Below are 13,291 nucleotides of genomic sequence, written 5' to 3'. Positions count from 1 at the left end.
AACCCCACTCATTTTTACCGCCAAAAGTATCTTTTAGCGAGATGCTGATGAAATAAGGGAGAAACTCCCGGAGAGATGCGGCCCATACCACACCTTCCGACAGGAAAAATCAGGCAATGGAACAGAGACATGAACCTTAAAACAAAGAAACGAGTACTCGGCATTACAGCGCTCGTTGTGGCTGCAGTGATCTGGCAGATCGTCGCTGAATACGTCGTCGGCCGATCCTTCATCCTCCCGAGCGTCACCGACGTCGCCATCGCGTTCGTTGACCTCTTCGAGTCCGGAACCCTTCTTGCCGATATCACGGCAAGTCTTGAGCACTTTGGGATCGGACTTATTGCGGCGCTCCTCCTCGGCATCCCGATCGGGATCCTGATGGGATGGTTCAGAGTGGCGGACTTCCTGCTCGACCCGATCATCGAGATCCTCCGCCCAATCCCACCGCTCGCCTGGATCCCGTTCGCCATCATCTGGTTCGGGCTCACCACCCAGGCAGCAGGATTCGTCATCTTTGCCGGAGCGTTCTTCCCGATCTTGATCGCGACGTACTCCGCGTTCCGGAGCGTCCCGAAGGTCTACGTCGAGGCGGGCAAGGTGCTCGGGTGCGACACTTCACTAGAACTGATCCGTCATGTTGCCCTTCCCGCCGCCATCCCGGCTATCGTCTCCGGCATCAGAACCGCCATGGGCGTCGGGTGGATGTGTCTTGTCGCCGCCGAGATGTTCGGCGTCTCCGCGTATGGTCTCGGCTACCAGCTCTGGCATAACTACTACCTCCACCAGATGTCCGAAGTCGTCGCGTACATGCTGATCCTCGGCATCATAGGCCTTGTCATCGACCGGATCTTTAGAAACTACGTAGACCAGCGGCTCCTGCGCTGGCATGCCGGGGAGGTGGCCTAGAATGGGCGCGGTAAGTATAAAGGACGTCAACAAGGCATTCCCGAAGGAAGACGGCACAGCGACGCAGGCACTATCCGGCGTAAACCTCGAGATCCGCGACAAAGAGTTCGTCTGTCTGGTCGGCCCCTCGGGATGCGGAAAGACTACGCTTCTGCGGATCATCGCCGGGCTTGAGACGGCAACCTCCGGGAGCGTGACCGTTGACGGTCATCCGGTCATCGGCCCGGACCCAAAGCGGGGGATGGTCTTTCAGGAGTACTCCCTCTTTCCCTGGCGAAAGGTGATCGATAACGTCGCCTTCGGCCTTGAGATGAAGGGCATCGCAAAGGAAGAGCGCCATAGAATTGCGGAACACTACATCGAGATGGTCGGTCTTGCCCAGTTCCGGAACGCTTACCCCTATGAACTCTCCGGCGGGATGCGGCAACGGGTGGCGATCGCAAGAGCGCTCGCAAACGACCCCGACGTCCTCCTCATGGATGAGCCATTCGGGGCGCTGGACGCCCAGACACGCAACAGGATGCAGAAAGAACTCCTCTCCCTCTGGGAGCAGACGAAGAAGACAATCATCTTTGTCACGCACAGTGTCGACGAGGCGGTCTACCTATCCGACCGGATCGTCGTCCTCTCGCCCCGGCCCGGAACGGTTCGGGAGGTCATGGAGATACCCTGGTCACGGCCACGAGATCGCACCAACGCCGAGTTTGCAGAGGTCCGGCGACGGGTACTCAGAATGATCGACGAGACTGAAAACGGCCAGTAAGGTTTATTAGAGGAAATCCCCATTTTATAAAGCACCTATAGATCGGCAGGAGTTTTTAACCATGGTAAGAAAACCAGCGAAGATGTACAGGAACCTCGCAAAGAAAGCATATACACGCAGAGAATATATGGGCGGCGTACCGGGCAGCAAGGTCGTGCAGTTCGATATGGGCAACCTCAGCCAGGACTTCCCGGTCGAGCTCTCCGTCGTCGTCGACGAGGCCTGCCAGATACGCCACACGGCTCTTGAAGCTGCCCGTACCAGTATCAACAGGCAGCTCATGAAGGAAGTCGGGAGGGCAAACTATCACCTCAAGATCCGGACCTACCCGCACCATGTTCTCCGTGAGAACAAGCAGGCAACCGGCGCAGGTGCTGACCGTGTCTCGGAAGGCATGCGTCTCGCCTTCGGGAAGGCCGTCGGCACCGCAGCACGGGTTGAGAGGGGCCAGAAGGTCTTCACGGTCTGGACAACCCCACAGTATGCAGAGAAGGCAAAGATCTCCCTCAAACGTGGCATATATAAGATCCCGACTCCCGCAAGGATCGTCGAAGAGCGGACTGTGACTGCATAAAACCACAGCCGTTCTCGTCCTTTTTTTGAAACCCAATCCCCGAGTGCATACCTGCAGGAATACAGGTATTTATAGTCTCTTCCCACCAGTATTACATGATGCATCCGGAAACTGCGCGGCTTGCAGGAGCACTGGCAGACGCTACAGAGAGAGCATTGCGGGAGGCAGAGATCCGGCTCCCCCCCGATGTTCTCGCGGCGCTGAGAAAGGCCGCAGAAGCCGAGAGGAACGAGGTCGCACGGCAAGAGTTGGCCAATATTCTGGAGAATATCGCACTTGCAGAGGAACGGCAGGTGCCTATATGCCAGGATACCGGTGTGCCGGTGGTCTATCTCACCCTGCCACCCGACATCCCGCTCTCTCCGGATCTCTATCAGGGGGTCCGGGAGGGGGTGCGCCGGGCGACAGCCACAGTTCCGCTCCGTCCGAACGTCGTCGATCCCCTCTCCCGGGAGAACACCAACGACAACACCGGCGCGGGGATGCCGGCAATCCACGTGGCACCCGGTGATCGGTTCACGGTAACGGTCCTCCCGAAGGGCGCGGGATCCGAGAACGTCTCAAGGATCGGGATGCTCCTCCCCTCGCAGGTGGCGGAGATCAAGCGATTCGTCGCGGAGACGGTGCTCCTTGCAGGTGGGCGGCCCTGCCCCCCTGTGATCCTCGGCGTCGGGATCGGCGGGACGTTCGATCTGGCTGCAGCGCTCGCAAAGGAGGCCCTGCTCCTCCCGATCGACGTCATGGACGACTACGAGCAGGAACTCTGCGACGCGGTGAACGCCCTCGGGATCGGCCCGATGGGACTCGGTGGGGATACGACAGCGCTCGCGGTGAAGGTGAAACGGGCCGATTGCCACACCGCCTCCCTTCCGGTGGCGGTGAACGTGCAGTGCTGGGCCTGCCGACGGGCGACCGTGGAGGTGGAACGATGATAGACCTTACAACACCGCTCGGCGACGAAATCCTCTCGCTCCGGGCCGGCGATCAGGTCACCCTCTCGGGGACGATCTACACCGCCCGGGACGAGGCACACCTCCGTATGATAAAGGAAGGAATACCCTTCGATCCAGAGGGCGCCGCAATCTATCACTGCGGCCCGGTGGTGCAGGGCGATCGCCTCGTCGTTGCCGGGCCCACGACGTCCGCACGGATGAACGCGCTCACGGGGTTCCTCATCGATGCTGGTGTCCGGGCCCTCATCGGCAAAGGGGGAATGGGCCCAGAGGTGGTCGAGCAACTCCGGGGGCGCGCCGTCTACCTCGCGCTCACGGGAGGATGCGCCGCGCTCGCTGCCGCCCGGATGAGCCTATCCGGCGTCTATTTCGAAGACCTCGGGATGGCCGAGGCGGTCTGGGTCCTCAAAGCCGATCGCCTGCCGCTGACGGTCGGGATCGATGCCCACGGCGGCGACCTCTTCCACACCGTACATGAGAAAGCGAAAACACAATTTCACCAGCAATTCAATATCAAATAGGATACCGTCTCATGAAACTCGTCATCGATGAAAGCCGCTGTAAAGGATGCAACCTCTGCGTTCTGGTCTGCCCCTACAAGATCTTTCGGGAGGGAAAGGAACTCAACAGCCGGGGGATCGTCACCCCGGTCCTCGACCGACCCGAACGGTGCACGAACTGCAGGTTGCAGGCCCTCTACGGACGGATGCTCTGCGGCGTCTGCCACATGATCTGTCCCGACCAGGCAATCTCCTGGGTCGAGGAGAAGCCGTTTGAACCGCACCGCGTGGAGGTGGAGTTTTGAGCAGGACGGAGTTCATGCAGGGGAACGCCGCCTGCGCTGAAGGTGCACTCGCCGCCGGGTGCCGGTTCTTTGGCGGCTACCCGATCACGCCGTCGACCGAGATAGCCGAGATGATGGCACGGCGACTCCCCAAGGTCAACGGCGTCTTCATCTCCATGGAGGATGAGATCGCAAGCATCGCCGCGGTGATCGGCGCCGCCTGGACGGGTGTTCGCGCCATGACCGCGACAAGCGGTCCCGGGTTCTCGCTGATGATGGAGAATATCGGTTACGCCGTCATGACCGAGACGCCGTGCGTCATCGTCAACGTTCAGCGGGGCGGACCGAGCACCGGCCAGCCGACGCGGGCGGCGCAGGGGGATATGCTCCAGTGCCGGTTCGGTTCACACGGCGACTACAGCACCATTGCACTCACCCCGAACTCCGTGCAGGAGATGTTTGACCTGACCGTGAAGGCATTCGACCTTGCCGACCGGTTCAGAGTTCCCACCTTCCTGATGTCCGACGAGATTGTCGGCCATATGCGAGAGAGGGTGACCCTTCGCGATTCGGTCGAGATCGCTCCCCGTCGCCCGCTCGCAGAGGGCTGCCTCCCATACGAAGCAGACGATGACGGAATCCCGGGGTTCGCACCCTTCGGGTCGGGTCGAGCCATCCACGTGACCGGCCTCACCCACGATGAGCGGGGCTACCCGGACACGACCGACCCAGGTGCTCACGACCGCCTCGTCCGTCGGCTGGTTGCCAAGGTCGAGTCGGCACGCCACGAGATTGCCGACTACGAGGTAACAAACCCCGATGCAGAGACGGTCTTTGTCACCTACGGTCCCCCGTCTCGGACGGTCGAGCAGGTGATGCGCGACCGCCAGGACGACTCAATCGGCCACCTGCGGCTTCGGGTTGTCTGGCCGTTCCCGGAGCAGGCTCTCCAGAGATTCCCTAACGCCAAGGTCTTCCTGATGCCGGAGCTGAACATGGGCCAGATGGTGCGGGAGGTCCAGCGCCACGTAGACCAGCCGGTCATCTCCCTACCGAAGATCGGCGGCGAACTGCACACCCCTGCCGAACTCGTCCGGGCACTGGAGGTGCACCGATGATCGCGCCAGAGTGGTTGAGAGCTGACCGCCTCCCCCACATCTACTGCACCGGATGCGGCAACGGAACGGTCATCAACTGCACTCTTGCCGCAGTGGAGGAGATGGGATGGAAGCGCGACGAGACGATCTTCATCTCCGGGATTGGATGCTCATCCCGTGCTCCCGGCTACATCCTCTCCGACTCGCTCCACACCACCCACGGGCGGGCGCTCGCATTCGCCACCGGGGTGAAGATGGCAAAGCCGGACTTAAACGTCGTCGTCTTCACAGGAGACGGAGATCTTGCCGCCATCGGCGGGAACCACTTCATCCACGCCTGCCGCCGGAACGTGGACATGACAGTGGTCTGCATGAACAACCACATCTACGGCATGACCGGCGGACAGGGGAGCCCGACGACCCCAAGGGGAGCATACTCAACAACGACGCCCTACGGTATGAGTGAGCCGGCCTTTGACCTTGCTGAACTTGCCGTCGCCGCCGGCGCAAACTACGTCGCCCGCTGGACGTCCTATCACGTCAAGGAACTCACAAAGGCCATCGCCACCGGGATGCAGACCCCGGGGCTTTCGTTCATCGAGGTACGGACCCAGTGCCCGACGAACTACGGCCGTCACAACAAACTCCGGCGGGTCTCGGATATGATAGAGTACCTCCGGAGCCACGCGATGCTTGTCCAGAAGTACAACCGACTGGTTGCAGAGGGTAAGCCGATCCCGGACGGGACCTTCACCGTGGGAGAACTGGTCCGACGGAAGCGGCCGGCGATGGGGGTGAAACCGTGAGGCACGAAGTAAGGTTCTCGGGATATGGCGGTCAGGGGATCATCCTCTCAGCAGTCATTCTCGGGCGGGCGGCGGCGCTCTACGACAACAAGTATGCTGTCCAGACGCAGGTCTACGGCCCGGAGGCCCGGGGCGGGGCCTCGATGGGGCAGGTGGTGATCGACGACGACCCGATCCTCTATCCAGAGGTGACGGACCCCGATATCTACGTCATCATGTCCCAGCAGGGGTTTGAGAAGTACGGGGTTCGGGCAGGCAAGGATTCCGTCATGCTCCTCGATTCGGACCTGGTCCGGTCCCGCCCGGCCTCCCGTTACTATGAGATCCCGGCAACGACTGAGGCAAAGATGAATCTCGGTCGTGAGATCGTGGCGAATATCGTCATGATCGGGGCCCTCGTGGCGGCAACCGGAGTCGTAAGCAGAGAAGCAATCGAACGTGCGGTCCTTGACAGCGTCCCGAAAGGCACCGAGGAGTTGAACGTAAAAGCACTGAAACGAGGATTTGAACTTGGAGAGCGAGCGTGTAGATCATGAAGATGCTGGAGTACGAGGCAAAATCTATCTTTTCTAAGTATGGGGTGCCAGTCCCGAAGGGAATTCTCATTCGGACGGCGGAAGAGATCACGAAACATCTGCCGGAGTTCGGCGACGGCGTGGTGCTGAAGGCACAGGTGGACGTCGGCGGGCGGGGGAAGGCCGGTGGAGTCCTGATGGCCGATCGCACGACTGCGGTCGAGACCGCCCGGGAACTCTTCTCGCGAACGATCAAAGGAGTTCCGGTCAGGGAGATCCTTCTCGAGGAGCGGCTCCCCATCGAGCACGAGTATTACGTCAGCATTGCCATCGACCGGTCGAGCAAACAACCGGTGGTCCTCTTTGCCGATGCCGGCGGTGTGGAGATCGAGAATATGGCGCTGGCAGACGAGTCCGCCGTGAGGAAGATCGTCGTATCCCCACTCCTCCACGATATCCCTGCGTTTCTCATGCGAGAACTCCTTGGTGGCGCCCCTAAGGAACTCGCCCCCGTCATAAACAGCCTCTATCATGTATTCCAGGAGAAAGACGCCATGCTCGCAGAGATAAATCCGCTCGTGACGACACCGCGGGGAGTCTATGCGGCAGACGCGAAGTTGATCATCGACGACAACGCCCTTGCCCGCCAGGGGATTGAGATCAACCGCGACCTCTCCGAGCGCGAACGTGAGGCCGAGCAGCACGGCTTCTCCTACGTGGAACTCGACGGGACCATCGGGGTCATCGGGAACGGTGCCGGACTCACGATGTCGACGCTCGACCTCATCGAGTACTACCACGGCCGGGCGGCGAACTTCCTCGACGTCGGCGGCGGTGCCGACCAGGAGCGTGTGATGCATGCCGTCCGGCTCGTCGCGAGCATGCCGAAGGTGAAGGTGATCGTGGTCAACCTCCTTGGTGGCATCACCCGGTGTGACGAGGTGGCGAGAGGCATCATCGCCGCCGGCGTCGCACCACCGGTCATAGTCCGAATGGCCGGGACGAACGAGGAGGAAGGCCGGAAGTTGCTCGCGGAATGCGGCTACCGGATGCTTGAGAGCATGGATGCAGCCGTAAAGGCAGCGATGGAGGCCACACAATGATCTACGGGGACAAGAATCTCGGGGTGATCGTTCAGAACATCACCGGCAAACAGGGCACGTTCCACACGGAACTGATGAACGCCTATGCCCGCGAGGTCGGCGGACGGGGAGTCGTTGCGGGGGTTGCGCCCGGCAAGGCCGGTCGGGAGGTCCACGGCGCCCCGGTCTACAACACGGTAAAGGAGGCGCTCGCCGAGCACGACGCGACCGCAAGCGTCATCTTCGTTCCGGCGCCCGCCGCATGCGACGCGATCATGGAGGCGGCACACGCGGGGATTGAACTAGCCGTCGTCATCACCGAACATATCCCGGTCCACGACACGATGAAGGCCCTCGCCTACGCAAAACTCCACGACTGCACGGTCATCGGCCCGAACTGCCCGGGCCTCCTCTCGCCGGGGGAGTGTAAACTCGGGATCATGCCTGCCCATCTTGCCACCCGGGGAAGTGTCGGTGTCGTCTCCCGGAGCGGCACCCTCACCTACGAGGTCGTCGACGAACTCACCCGCGCCGGTATCGGCCAGAGCACGGTCGTCGGGATCGGGGGCGATCCGGTGATCGGCCAGACGTTTGTGGACGTCCTCGCACGGTTTGAGGAGGACCCGCAGACCAAAGCCGTCGTCGTCATCGGCGAGGTGGGAGGCAACCTGGAGGAGGAAGGTGTCCGGTCGACCGATCTCCCGGTCGTCGCTTATATCGCCGGTGTGAGCGCTCCTCCAGAGAAGAGGATGGGCCATGCGGGGGCGATCATCGAAGGGGGTGAGGGCGACGCGCGCTCCAAGGTGCGGCGGCTCTCGGCTCTCGGTGTCCCGGTCGCATCCCGGCCCTCAGAGATACCAGGCCTTATCCGTGAGATGTTATGAATGGCGATCTGATGCTTGCAACCGCCTGTGATGTGGCGGTAAAGATTGGCGCGCGGGCGGTCGTCTCATTCATCGAGCCGATCCCGGTCCTTGCGGAAACGCCCGAGATCCCGATCATCCAGGTGCAGGAACTCCAGCTCGACGTCCTAAAGGACCTTACCATGCACGACATCCTGGAGGTGAGCGAGCGGCATATGCTCGATGCCGCAGTCCACCTCTATCTCCGAAGAAACCTGGAGAGCGGCCTTGTCGTCGGTGCTTTTCCCTATGCTATCATCATCTACGATATAGAAGAAGGAAAGAACTTCATCAGCCTCAAGGACTTCACCGATATCGTCCCACGCGACGTCCTCCACGCAGCCCTCACACTGGCCCTCGAGATCGCGGTCGAAGGCCGTGAAGGACGGTCGATCGGGACCGCGTTCATCATAGGTGACCCCGAAGAGATCTTCAAGCACTCGCACCAGGCGATCCTCAATCCTTACCAGGGGCAGCCCGCAGCCCTCCGGGACATCAAGAACAGGAACAACTGGGAGAGCATCAAGGAATTTGCCCAACTCGACGGTGTCTTCGTCATCGACAAAAACGGCGAGGTGCGGGCGGCAGGACGCTATCTCGACGTCACCGGGCGGGGGATCTCCCTTCCGAGTGGTCTTGGGGGGCGGCACCGCGCAACCGCATCAATCACGCACGAGATCCCGGCCGTCGGCATCACGGTCTCGGAGAGCGGAGGCATGGTGCGTGTCTTTAGAGACGGCTCCTGCAAGATAGTCATCCGTTCCGACATCAGGGTTCGGAGCAATGGTTAGAAATGGTTATATGAATTGCAGTCATTCCATATATAATACTTTAGAACTACGGTGGATTTGATGACCAGAAACATCTGCGTTGAAGGGCTTGACCAGATCCCGATCGAGAAGCAGCAAATTGAACTCGTGGAGAGGAAGTGCCTTGGACACCCCGATAGCCTTGCGGACGGCATTGCAGAGTCGATCAGCCGGGCGCTCAGCAAGGCATACCTGGAGGAATGCGGCAGCGTCCTGCACCACAACACCGATCAGGGCGAAGTCGTGGCAGGCGAGTCGCTCCCGAAGTTTGGCGGAGGCCTGATCACAAGGCCGATCTACTTCCTCATATCTGGTCGGGCGACCAAGACCTTCAACGGCGCAAACATCCCCGCGGACGCGATCGCCGTCGAGGCGGCACGCGACTACATCCAGAAGATCCTCCCAACCATCAATATGAACCGCGACGTCATCGTCGACTGCCGGATGGGTAAGGGGTCGACCGACCTGCAGGACGTCTTTAGGACCTGCGAGGGAAAGGTACCGCGGGCGAACGACACCTCCTTCGGTGTTGGATATGCGCCGTTTAGCGAGGCGGAGAGCATCGTTCGGGGAGTAGCCGCGTACATCGACGAAACACTCCGCCCAAGATACCCGGTCATCGGCCAGGACTGCAAGATCATGTGCCTGCGTGACGGCGATTCAATCACCCTCACGATCGCGATGGCATTTGTAGACCGCTACTGCTCAAGCCTCACGGAGTACATCGAGCAAAAGAACATCTTTACCGAGCAGATAGCCAATATCGCTCAGCAGTTTACCAAGAGATCCGTCAACGTCGCCATCAACACCGCTGACGACCTCGAGAACGGCAGTGTTTTCCTTACAGTCTCGGGCACTTCCGCCGAGATGGGCGACGATGGATCGGTTGGCCGCGGCAACCGCGCAAACGGACTGATCACACCAAACCGCCCCATGAGCATGGAGGCAACGAGCGGAAAGAACCCGATCAACCACATCGGCAAGATCTACAATCTTCTCGCAACGCAGATTGCACAGGACTGTGTAGCTGAGATCGACGGCATCGAGGAGATATATATCCGGCTCCTCTCACAGATCGGCTACCCGATCGACCAGCCGCACGTAGCAAGCGCTCAGATTCTCACAAAGCCCGGCGTGAAGATCGAGTCCATCAAGCCCGATGTTGAGGGTATCATCGATGAGTGGCTGGAGAGGACCACAACCATCACCGAGAAGGTTATCAAGGGAGAACTCTCCACCTTCTAATACTTTCTAACTTTTTGGAGTTCACAATCCATGAGTGACCCATCATCCCAAAGGCCTAAACCAGGGCCCGCTCTTGTTCGTCTCGTCATCCCTAACAAGGGAAGAATCGCCCAGCCCATCAACGAGTTGATCGAGAAGAGCGGTCTCCATCTGGTTGACGGAGGGGAGCGAAGACTCATCACACGGACTCGTGACCCGAACGTTGAGATCCTCTTTGCCCGGCCGATCGATATACCGGAGTACGTGGCAAACGGTGTTGCCGATATCGGCATTACCGGGAGGGATATGGTCATGGAACGGGGCTCAGTAGTCGAGCAGGTGCTCGACCTGCAGACCGGCAGGGCAACCCTCGTCGTCGCGGTGCCGGAAGAGTCCAGGATCGAGACCGTCGCCGACCTTGCGGGAGCGAAGGTGGCGACCGAGTTTCCGGGGATCACGCGCTCGTTCTTTGCGGAGCACGGGATTGATGTAACGATCGTGACGGTCGGGGGGGCATGCGAAGCGACGCCGCATCTAGGAATCGCCGACGCCATCGTCGATCTCTCCTCCTCAGGGACGACGCTTCGGACGAACCATCTTCGAGTCATTGAGGAGATTCTTACCTCCACGACGATCCTGATTGCAAACCCCATATCGCTTGCAGAAAAGAGGGAGAAGATCGACGAGATCGTTCTTGCTCTCGAGAGCGTCATCAGGGCGAAGGGTCAGTGTTATCTGATGATGAACGTCCATAGAAGCGCTCTTGCGGACGTTAGAGAGGTGCTGCCCGGCCTCTCCGGCCCTACGGTGATGGACGTTGCATCCGACGAGAACCTGGTCGCAGTTCACGCCGTCGTCAAAGAGGAGCGGGTATATCAGCTGATCAACCAGTTGAAGCGTGCGGGCGCAAAAGACATATTAGTCATGCCCATTGAACGGATCATACGCTGAGAGCATGGAGATCTATCCCGCAGTCGATATCCTGGATGGGCGATGCGTCCAGCTCGTGCAGGGGCGGCCGGAGGCAGCGACGGTATACGGGGAACCGGCCGCCTGGGCATACCGGTGGCTCGACGAGGGCGCGGACGGCATCCATATCGTCAATCTTGATGGCGCTTTCGGCCAGGCGCAGAAGAACGCCGACCTGATCCGATCCTTTATTAGAGAGACCAGCGCCTTCGTCGAACTCGGGGGCGGTATCAGGAGCGTCGAGGACGCCGCCGGATGGCTTGATACCGGCGTCGACCGGGTCATCCTCTCAACGCTGGCTGTCCGGGAGCCGGAGACGATCCGTACGCTCGCCGAAGAGTTCGGCAGCGAACGGATCATGGCCGGGATTGACGCCCGGGGGGGTGAGGTGATGATCGAGGGCTGGAAACGCCCGGCTGGCAGTTACCTAGCGTGGGCTGAGCGGTTCGAGAACCTCGGCGCCGGAGCGCTCCTCTACACAAATGTGGACGTGGAGGGGCTTCAGGGAGGAATCGCGGTTGCCCCGGTGGCGGACCTCCTTGCGAGAACAAAGGTCCCGGTCGTCGTCTCGGGCGGGATATCGAGTCCGGCGGATGTCCGTGCGCTCCGCGCGATCGGGGCGGCAGGTGCAGTCATCGGCTCGGCCCTCTATGCCGGTAAAGTGCGACTATCAGAACTTCTGGAGGCAGCAGATGAGGATAAGTGAGGTCCACCGGACCACGAAGGAGACCGATATCAGCCTCTCTCTCGACCTCGATGGCTCCGGAGCGGGGACGATCGAGACGGGGATACCGTTCTTTGACCACATGCTGAACTCTTTTGCCCGGCACGGCAGAATGGATCTCAGCATCCGGGCGATCGGGGACCTTGCGGTGGATGCCCACCACACTATTGAGGATATCGGGATTGTCCTTGGAATGGCACTTGCCGAAGCGGTCGGAGATGGACGCGGGATCACCCGGTTTGCCGATGCCGCCGTCCCGATGGACGAGGCGCTCGCCCGGGTGGCACTCGATGTAGGCGGGCGGGGATACCTCGTCTTCGAAGGAACGTTCTCGCCGGTGGGCCCGGGCGGCATCCCCGGCGACCTTATCGAGCATTTCTTCTACAGTCTCTGTAACCACGCCGGGATCACCGCGCACATCACGGTCACGGGCAGGAACGATCACCACATCTGCGAGGCGGCATTCAAGGCGTTTGGACGTGCATTACGGGCGGCCGTGGCGATCGATCCCTTGATAAGCGACGTCCCGAGCACCAAAGGGACACTTTAAACAAGCATCAAGCATACCAACTATTTTTCGGGGTCTCCCGGGAGCATACGGCAGCCATTGGCATCAGAGCGACGTAGCGGCTCATAGGGCACCTGTCACGACGGGATCGTTAAATTACCATCCCTCAACTATAGCCCGGCTAGAATCGCCAGGAGATGGCTTTGTGTGGCATCCTGGTGGCGGTCGCACGTCTGACATTGGAAGAGACGAGCCAAGCCCCCTATGGCAACAAACGACGCGTGAACCAAAGGTGCAGGCGGAAGTTCGAGCACCGCAGGTGCATAAGTCCCCACGATCCAGTGCACCCCAGCAAAAACCCACAGAATAGAGAGACCAGAGAAGGGGGTTTGATCAACCCCCATAAAGAGGGATGATCGAGTTACGCGGATTTAACCGCAAGCTCGACGTCTTCTGCCTTGATCGTCTTGCGTCCGGCGTGCTGGGCAAGCCTGTTGGCTTCCTTGGTCAGCTCAGCGATATACGCCTCAGCCTTGGTAACCAGCGCAGCAGCAGCATCGCTGCCTACTCTCTCAGCACCATTCTTCTTTGCGATACGTACAACCGCAGCAATAGGTAGATCTGCCATAGTCAAATTCACCTCTAAAAAGAGGTGTACGAGTTAATATTTAAACG

Annotated in this window: 17 protein-coding genes; 16 read left to right on the top strand and 1 reads right to left on the bottom strand. The window is 60.2% G+C overall.

The features are described from left to right. The first annotated feature begins 129 nt into the window (after positions 1-129). The 16 genes from MCUTH_RS02605 to hisB all read left to right on the top strand — a co-directional run bounded on the left by MCUTH_RS02605 (position 130) and on the right by hisB (position 12,658). Positions 130-906 carry an ABC transporter permease gene (locus tag MCUTH_RS02605; protein ID WP_066955111.1) on the top strand — a complete coding sequence of 259 codons (777 nt, stop codon included), beginning with the start codon at positions 130-132 and terminating at the stop codon, positions 904-906. Position 907: 1 nt separating this feature from the next. Then, the gene (locus MCUTH_RS02600) at positions 908-1,669 is read left to right on the top strand and encodes an ABC transporter ATP-binding protein (RefSeq protein ID WP_066955108.1); all 762 of its coding nucleotides are present in this window, start codon (positions 908-910) and stop codon (positions 1,667-1,669) included. 61 nt (positions 1,670-1,730) lie between these two features. Then, complete coding sequence (locus MCUTH_RS02595; protein ID WP_066955105.1) at positions 1,731-2,243, top strand: 50S ribosomal protein L16; 513 nt, start codon at positions 1,731-1,733, stop codon at positions 2,241-2,243. 95 nt (positions 2,244-2,338) lie between these two features. After that, positions 2,339-3,175, top strand: coding sequence for a fumarate hydratase (locus tag MCUTH_RS02590; protein WP_083524729.1), 837 nt, complete (start codon positions 2,339-2,341; stop codon positions 3,173-3,175). Further along, a complete protein-coding gene (locus MCUTH_RS02585; protein WP_066955102.1) occupies positions 3,172-3,717 on the top strand; it encodes a FumA C-terminus/TtdB family hydratase beta subunit in 546 nt (181 codons plus the stop codon). Before MCUTH_RS02590 ends, MCUTH_RS02585 begins: the two co-directional genes overlap by 4 nt. An 11-nt stretch (positions 3,718-3,728) precedes the next feature. After that, a complete protein-coding gene (locus MCUTH_RS02580; RefSeq protein WP_066955099.1) occupies positions 3,729-4,001 on the top strand; it encodes a 4Fe-4S dicluster domain-containing protein in 273 nt (90 codons plus the stop codon). Further along, positions 3,998-5,098, top strand: coding sequence for a 2-oxoacid:acceptor oxidoreductase subunit alpha (locus MCUTH_RS02575; protein ID WP_066955096.1), 1,101 nt, complete (start codon positions 3,998-4,000; stop codon positions 5,096-5,098). Before MCUTH_RS02580 ends, MCUTH_RS02575 begins: the two co-directional genes overlap by 4 nt. Beyond that, positions 5,095-5,883 carry a thiamine pyrophosphate-dependent enzyme gene (locus MCUTH_RS02570; protein ID WP_066955092.1) on the top strand — a complete coding sequence of 263 codons (789 nt, stop codon included), beginning with the start codon at positions 5,095-5,097 and terminating at the stop codon, positions 5,881-5,883. The genes MCUTH_RS02575 and MCUTH_RS02570 overlap by 4 nt, the downstream gene beginning before the upstream one ends. Continuing rightward, entirely contained in the window at positions 5,880-6,419 is a 540-nt protein-coding gene (locus tag MCUTH_RS02565; RefSeq protein ID WP_066955089.1) for a 2-oxoacid:ferredoxin oxidoreductase subunit gamma, read from the top strand. The genes MCUTH_RS02570 and MCUTH_RS02565 overlap by 4 nt, the downstream gene beginning before the upstream one ends. Continuing rightward, positions 6,416-7,501: a succinate--CoA ligase subunit beta gene (locus MCUTH_RS02560; RefSeq protein ID WP_066955087.1), complete on the top strand. Its 1,086-nt coding sequence runs from the start codon at positions 6,416-6,418 to the stop codon at positions 7,499-7,501. Before MCUTH_RS02565 ends, MCUTH_RS02560 begins: the two co-directional genes overlap by 4 nt. Further along, on the top strand, positions 7,498-8,364 hold the full coding sequence (gene sucD, locus MCUTH_RS02555) for a succinate--CoA ligase subunit alpha (RefSeq protein ID WP_066955084.1): 867 nt from the start codon (positions 7,498-7,500) through the stop codon (positions 8,362-8,364). The genes MCUTH_RS02560 and sucD overlap by 4 nt, the downstream gene beginning before the upstream one ends. Then, positions 8,361-9,173: a DNA integrity scanning protein DisA nucleotide-binding domain protein gene (locus MCUTH_RS02550; protein ID WP_066955081.1), complete on the top strand. Its 813-nt coding sequence runs from the start codon at positions 8,361-8,363 to the stop codon at positions 9,171-9,173. The genes sucD and MCUTH_RS02550 overlap by 4 nt, the downstream gene beginning before the upstream one ends. 60 nt (positions 9,174-9,233) lie before the next feature. Continuing rightward, positions 9,234-10,436: a methionine adenosyltransferase gene (locus MCUTH_RS02545; protein ID WP_066955078.1), complete on the top strand. Its 1,203-nt coding sequence runs from the start codon at positions 9,234-9,236 to the stop codon at positions 10,434-10,436. Positions 10,437-10,466: 30 nt separating this feature from the next. Then, positions 10,467-11,366, top strand: a complete 900-nt coding sequence (hisG, locus tag MCUTH_RS02540; protein ID WP_066955075.1) for an ATP phosphoribosyltransferase — start codon at positions 10,467-10,469, stop codon at positions 11,364-11,366. 4 nt (positions 11,367-11,370) lie between these two features. Then, positions 11,371-12,090: a 1-(5-phosphoribosyl)-5-[(5-phosphoribosylamino)methylideneamino]imidazole-4-carboxamide isomerase gene (gene hisA / locus MCUTH_RS02535; protein ID WP_066955073.1), complete on the top strand. Its 720-nt coding sequence runs from the start codon at positions 11,371-11,373 to the stop codon at positions 12,088-12,090. Next, on the top strand, positions 12,077-12,658 hold the full coding sequence (gene hisB / locus MCUTH_RS02530; RefSeq protein ID WP_066955070.1) for an imidazoleglycerol-phosphate dehydratase HisB: 582 nt from the start codon (positions 12,077-12,079) through the stop codon (positions 12,656-12,658). The genes hisA and hisB overlap by 14 nt, the downstream gene beginning before the upstream one ends. A 379-nt stretch (positions 12,659-13,037) precedes the next feature. Here hisB and MCUTH_RS02525 read toward each other — a convergent pair whose 3' ends face one another. Continuing rightward, positions 13,038-13,244 carry a histone family protein gene (locus tag MCUTH_RS02525; RefSeq protein ID WP_066955067.1) on the bottom strand — a complete coding sequence of 69 codons (207 nt, stop codon included), beginning with the start codon at positions 13,242-13,244 and terminating at the stop codon, positions 13,038-13,040. Positions 13,245-13,291 lie beyond the last annotated feature (47 nt).

Origin of the sequence: Methanoculleus thermophilus, from assembly GCF_001571405.1 — an archaeon.
In the GTDB taxonomy this organism is placed as follows: Archaea; Halobacteriota; Methanomicrobia; order Methanomicrobiales; family Methanoculleaceae; genus Methanoculleus; species Methanoculleus thermophilus.
This window is presented reverse-complemented; position numbering and strand designations above follow the sequence as displayed.

What these genes read in the sequence shown, in the direction of transcription:
- MCUTH_RS02605 (WP_066955111.1), top strand. Translation starts at nt 130, where the DNA reads ATGAACCTTAAAACAAAGAAACGAGTACTCGGCATTACAGCGCTCGTT.
- MCUTH_RS02600 (WP_066955108.1), top strand. Translation starts at nt 908, where the DNA reads ATGGGCGCGGTAAGTATAAAGGACGTCAACAAGGCATTCCCGAAGGAA.
- MCUTH_RS02595 (WP_066955105.1), top strand. Translation starts at nt 1,731, where the DNA reads ATGGTAAGAAAACCAGCGAAGATGTACAGGAACCTCGCAAAGAAAGCA.
- MCUTH_RS02590 (WP_083524729.1), top strand. Translation starts at nt 2,339, where the DNA reads ATGATGCATCCGGAAACTGCGCGGCTTGCAGGAGCACTGGCAGACGCT.
- MCUTH_RS02585 (WP_066955102.1), top strand. Translation starts at nt 3,172, where the DNA reads ATGATAGACCTTACAACACCGCTCGGCGACGAAATCCTCTCGCTCCGG.
- MCUTH_RS02580 (WP_066955099.1), top strand. Translation starts at nt 3,729, where the DNA reads ATGAAACTCGTCATCGATGAAAGCCGCTGTAAAGGATGCAACCTCTGC.
- MCUTH_RS02570 (WP_066955092.1), top strand. Translation starts at nt 5,095, where the DNA reads ATGATCGCGCCAGAGTGGTTGAGAGCTGACCGCCTCCCCCACATCTAC.
- MCUTH_RS02560 (WP_066955087.1), top strand. Translation starts at nt 6,416, where the DNA reads ATGAAGATGCTGGAGTACGAGGCAAAATCTATCTTTTCTAAGTATGGG.
- sucD (WP_066955084.1), top strand. Translation starts at nt 7,498, where the DNA reads ATGATCTACGGGGACAAGAATCTCGGGGTGATCGTTCAGAACATCACC.
- MCUTH_RS02550 (WP_066955081.1), top strand. Translation starts at nt 8,361, where the DNA reads ATGAATGGCGATCTGATGCTTGCAACCGCCTGTGATGTGGCGGTAAAG.
- MCUTH_RS02545 (WP_066955078.1), top strand. Translation starts at nt 9,234, where the DNA reads ATGACCAGAAACATCTGCGTTGAAGGGCTTGACCAGATCCCGATCGAG.
- hisG (WP_066955075.1), top strand. Translation starts at nt 10,467, where the DNA reads ATGAGTGACCCATCATCCCAAAGGCCTAAACCAGGGCCCGCTCTTGTT.
- hisA (WP_066955073.1), top strand. Translation starts at nt 11,371, where the DNA reads ATGGAGATCTATCCCGCAGTCGATATCCTGGATGGGCGATGCGTCCAG.
- hisB (WP_066955070.1), top strand. Translation starts at nt 12,077, where the DNA reads ATGAGGATAAGTGAGGTCCACCGGACCACGAAGGAGACCGATATCAGC.
- MCUTH_RS02525 (WP_066955067.1), bottom strand. Translation starts at nt 13,244, where the DNA reads ATGGCAGATCTACCTATTGCTGCGGTTGTACGTATCGCAAAGAAGAAT.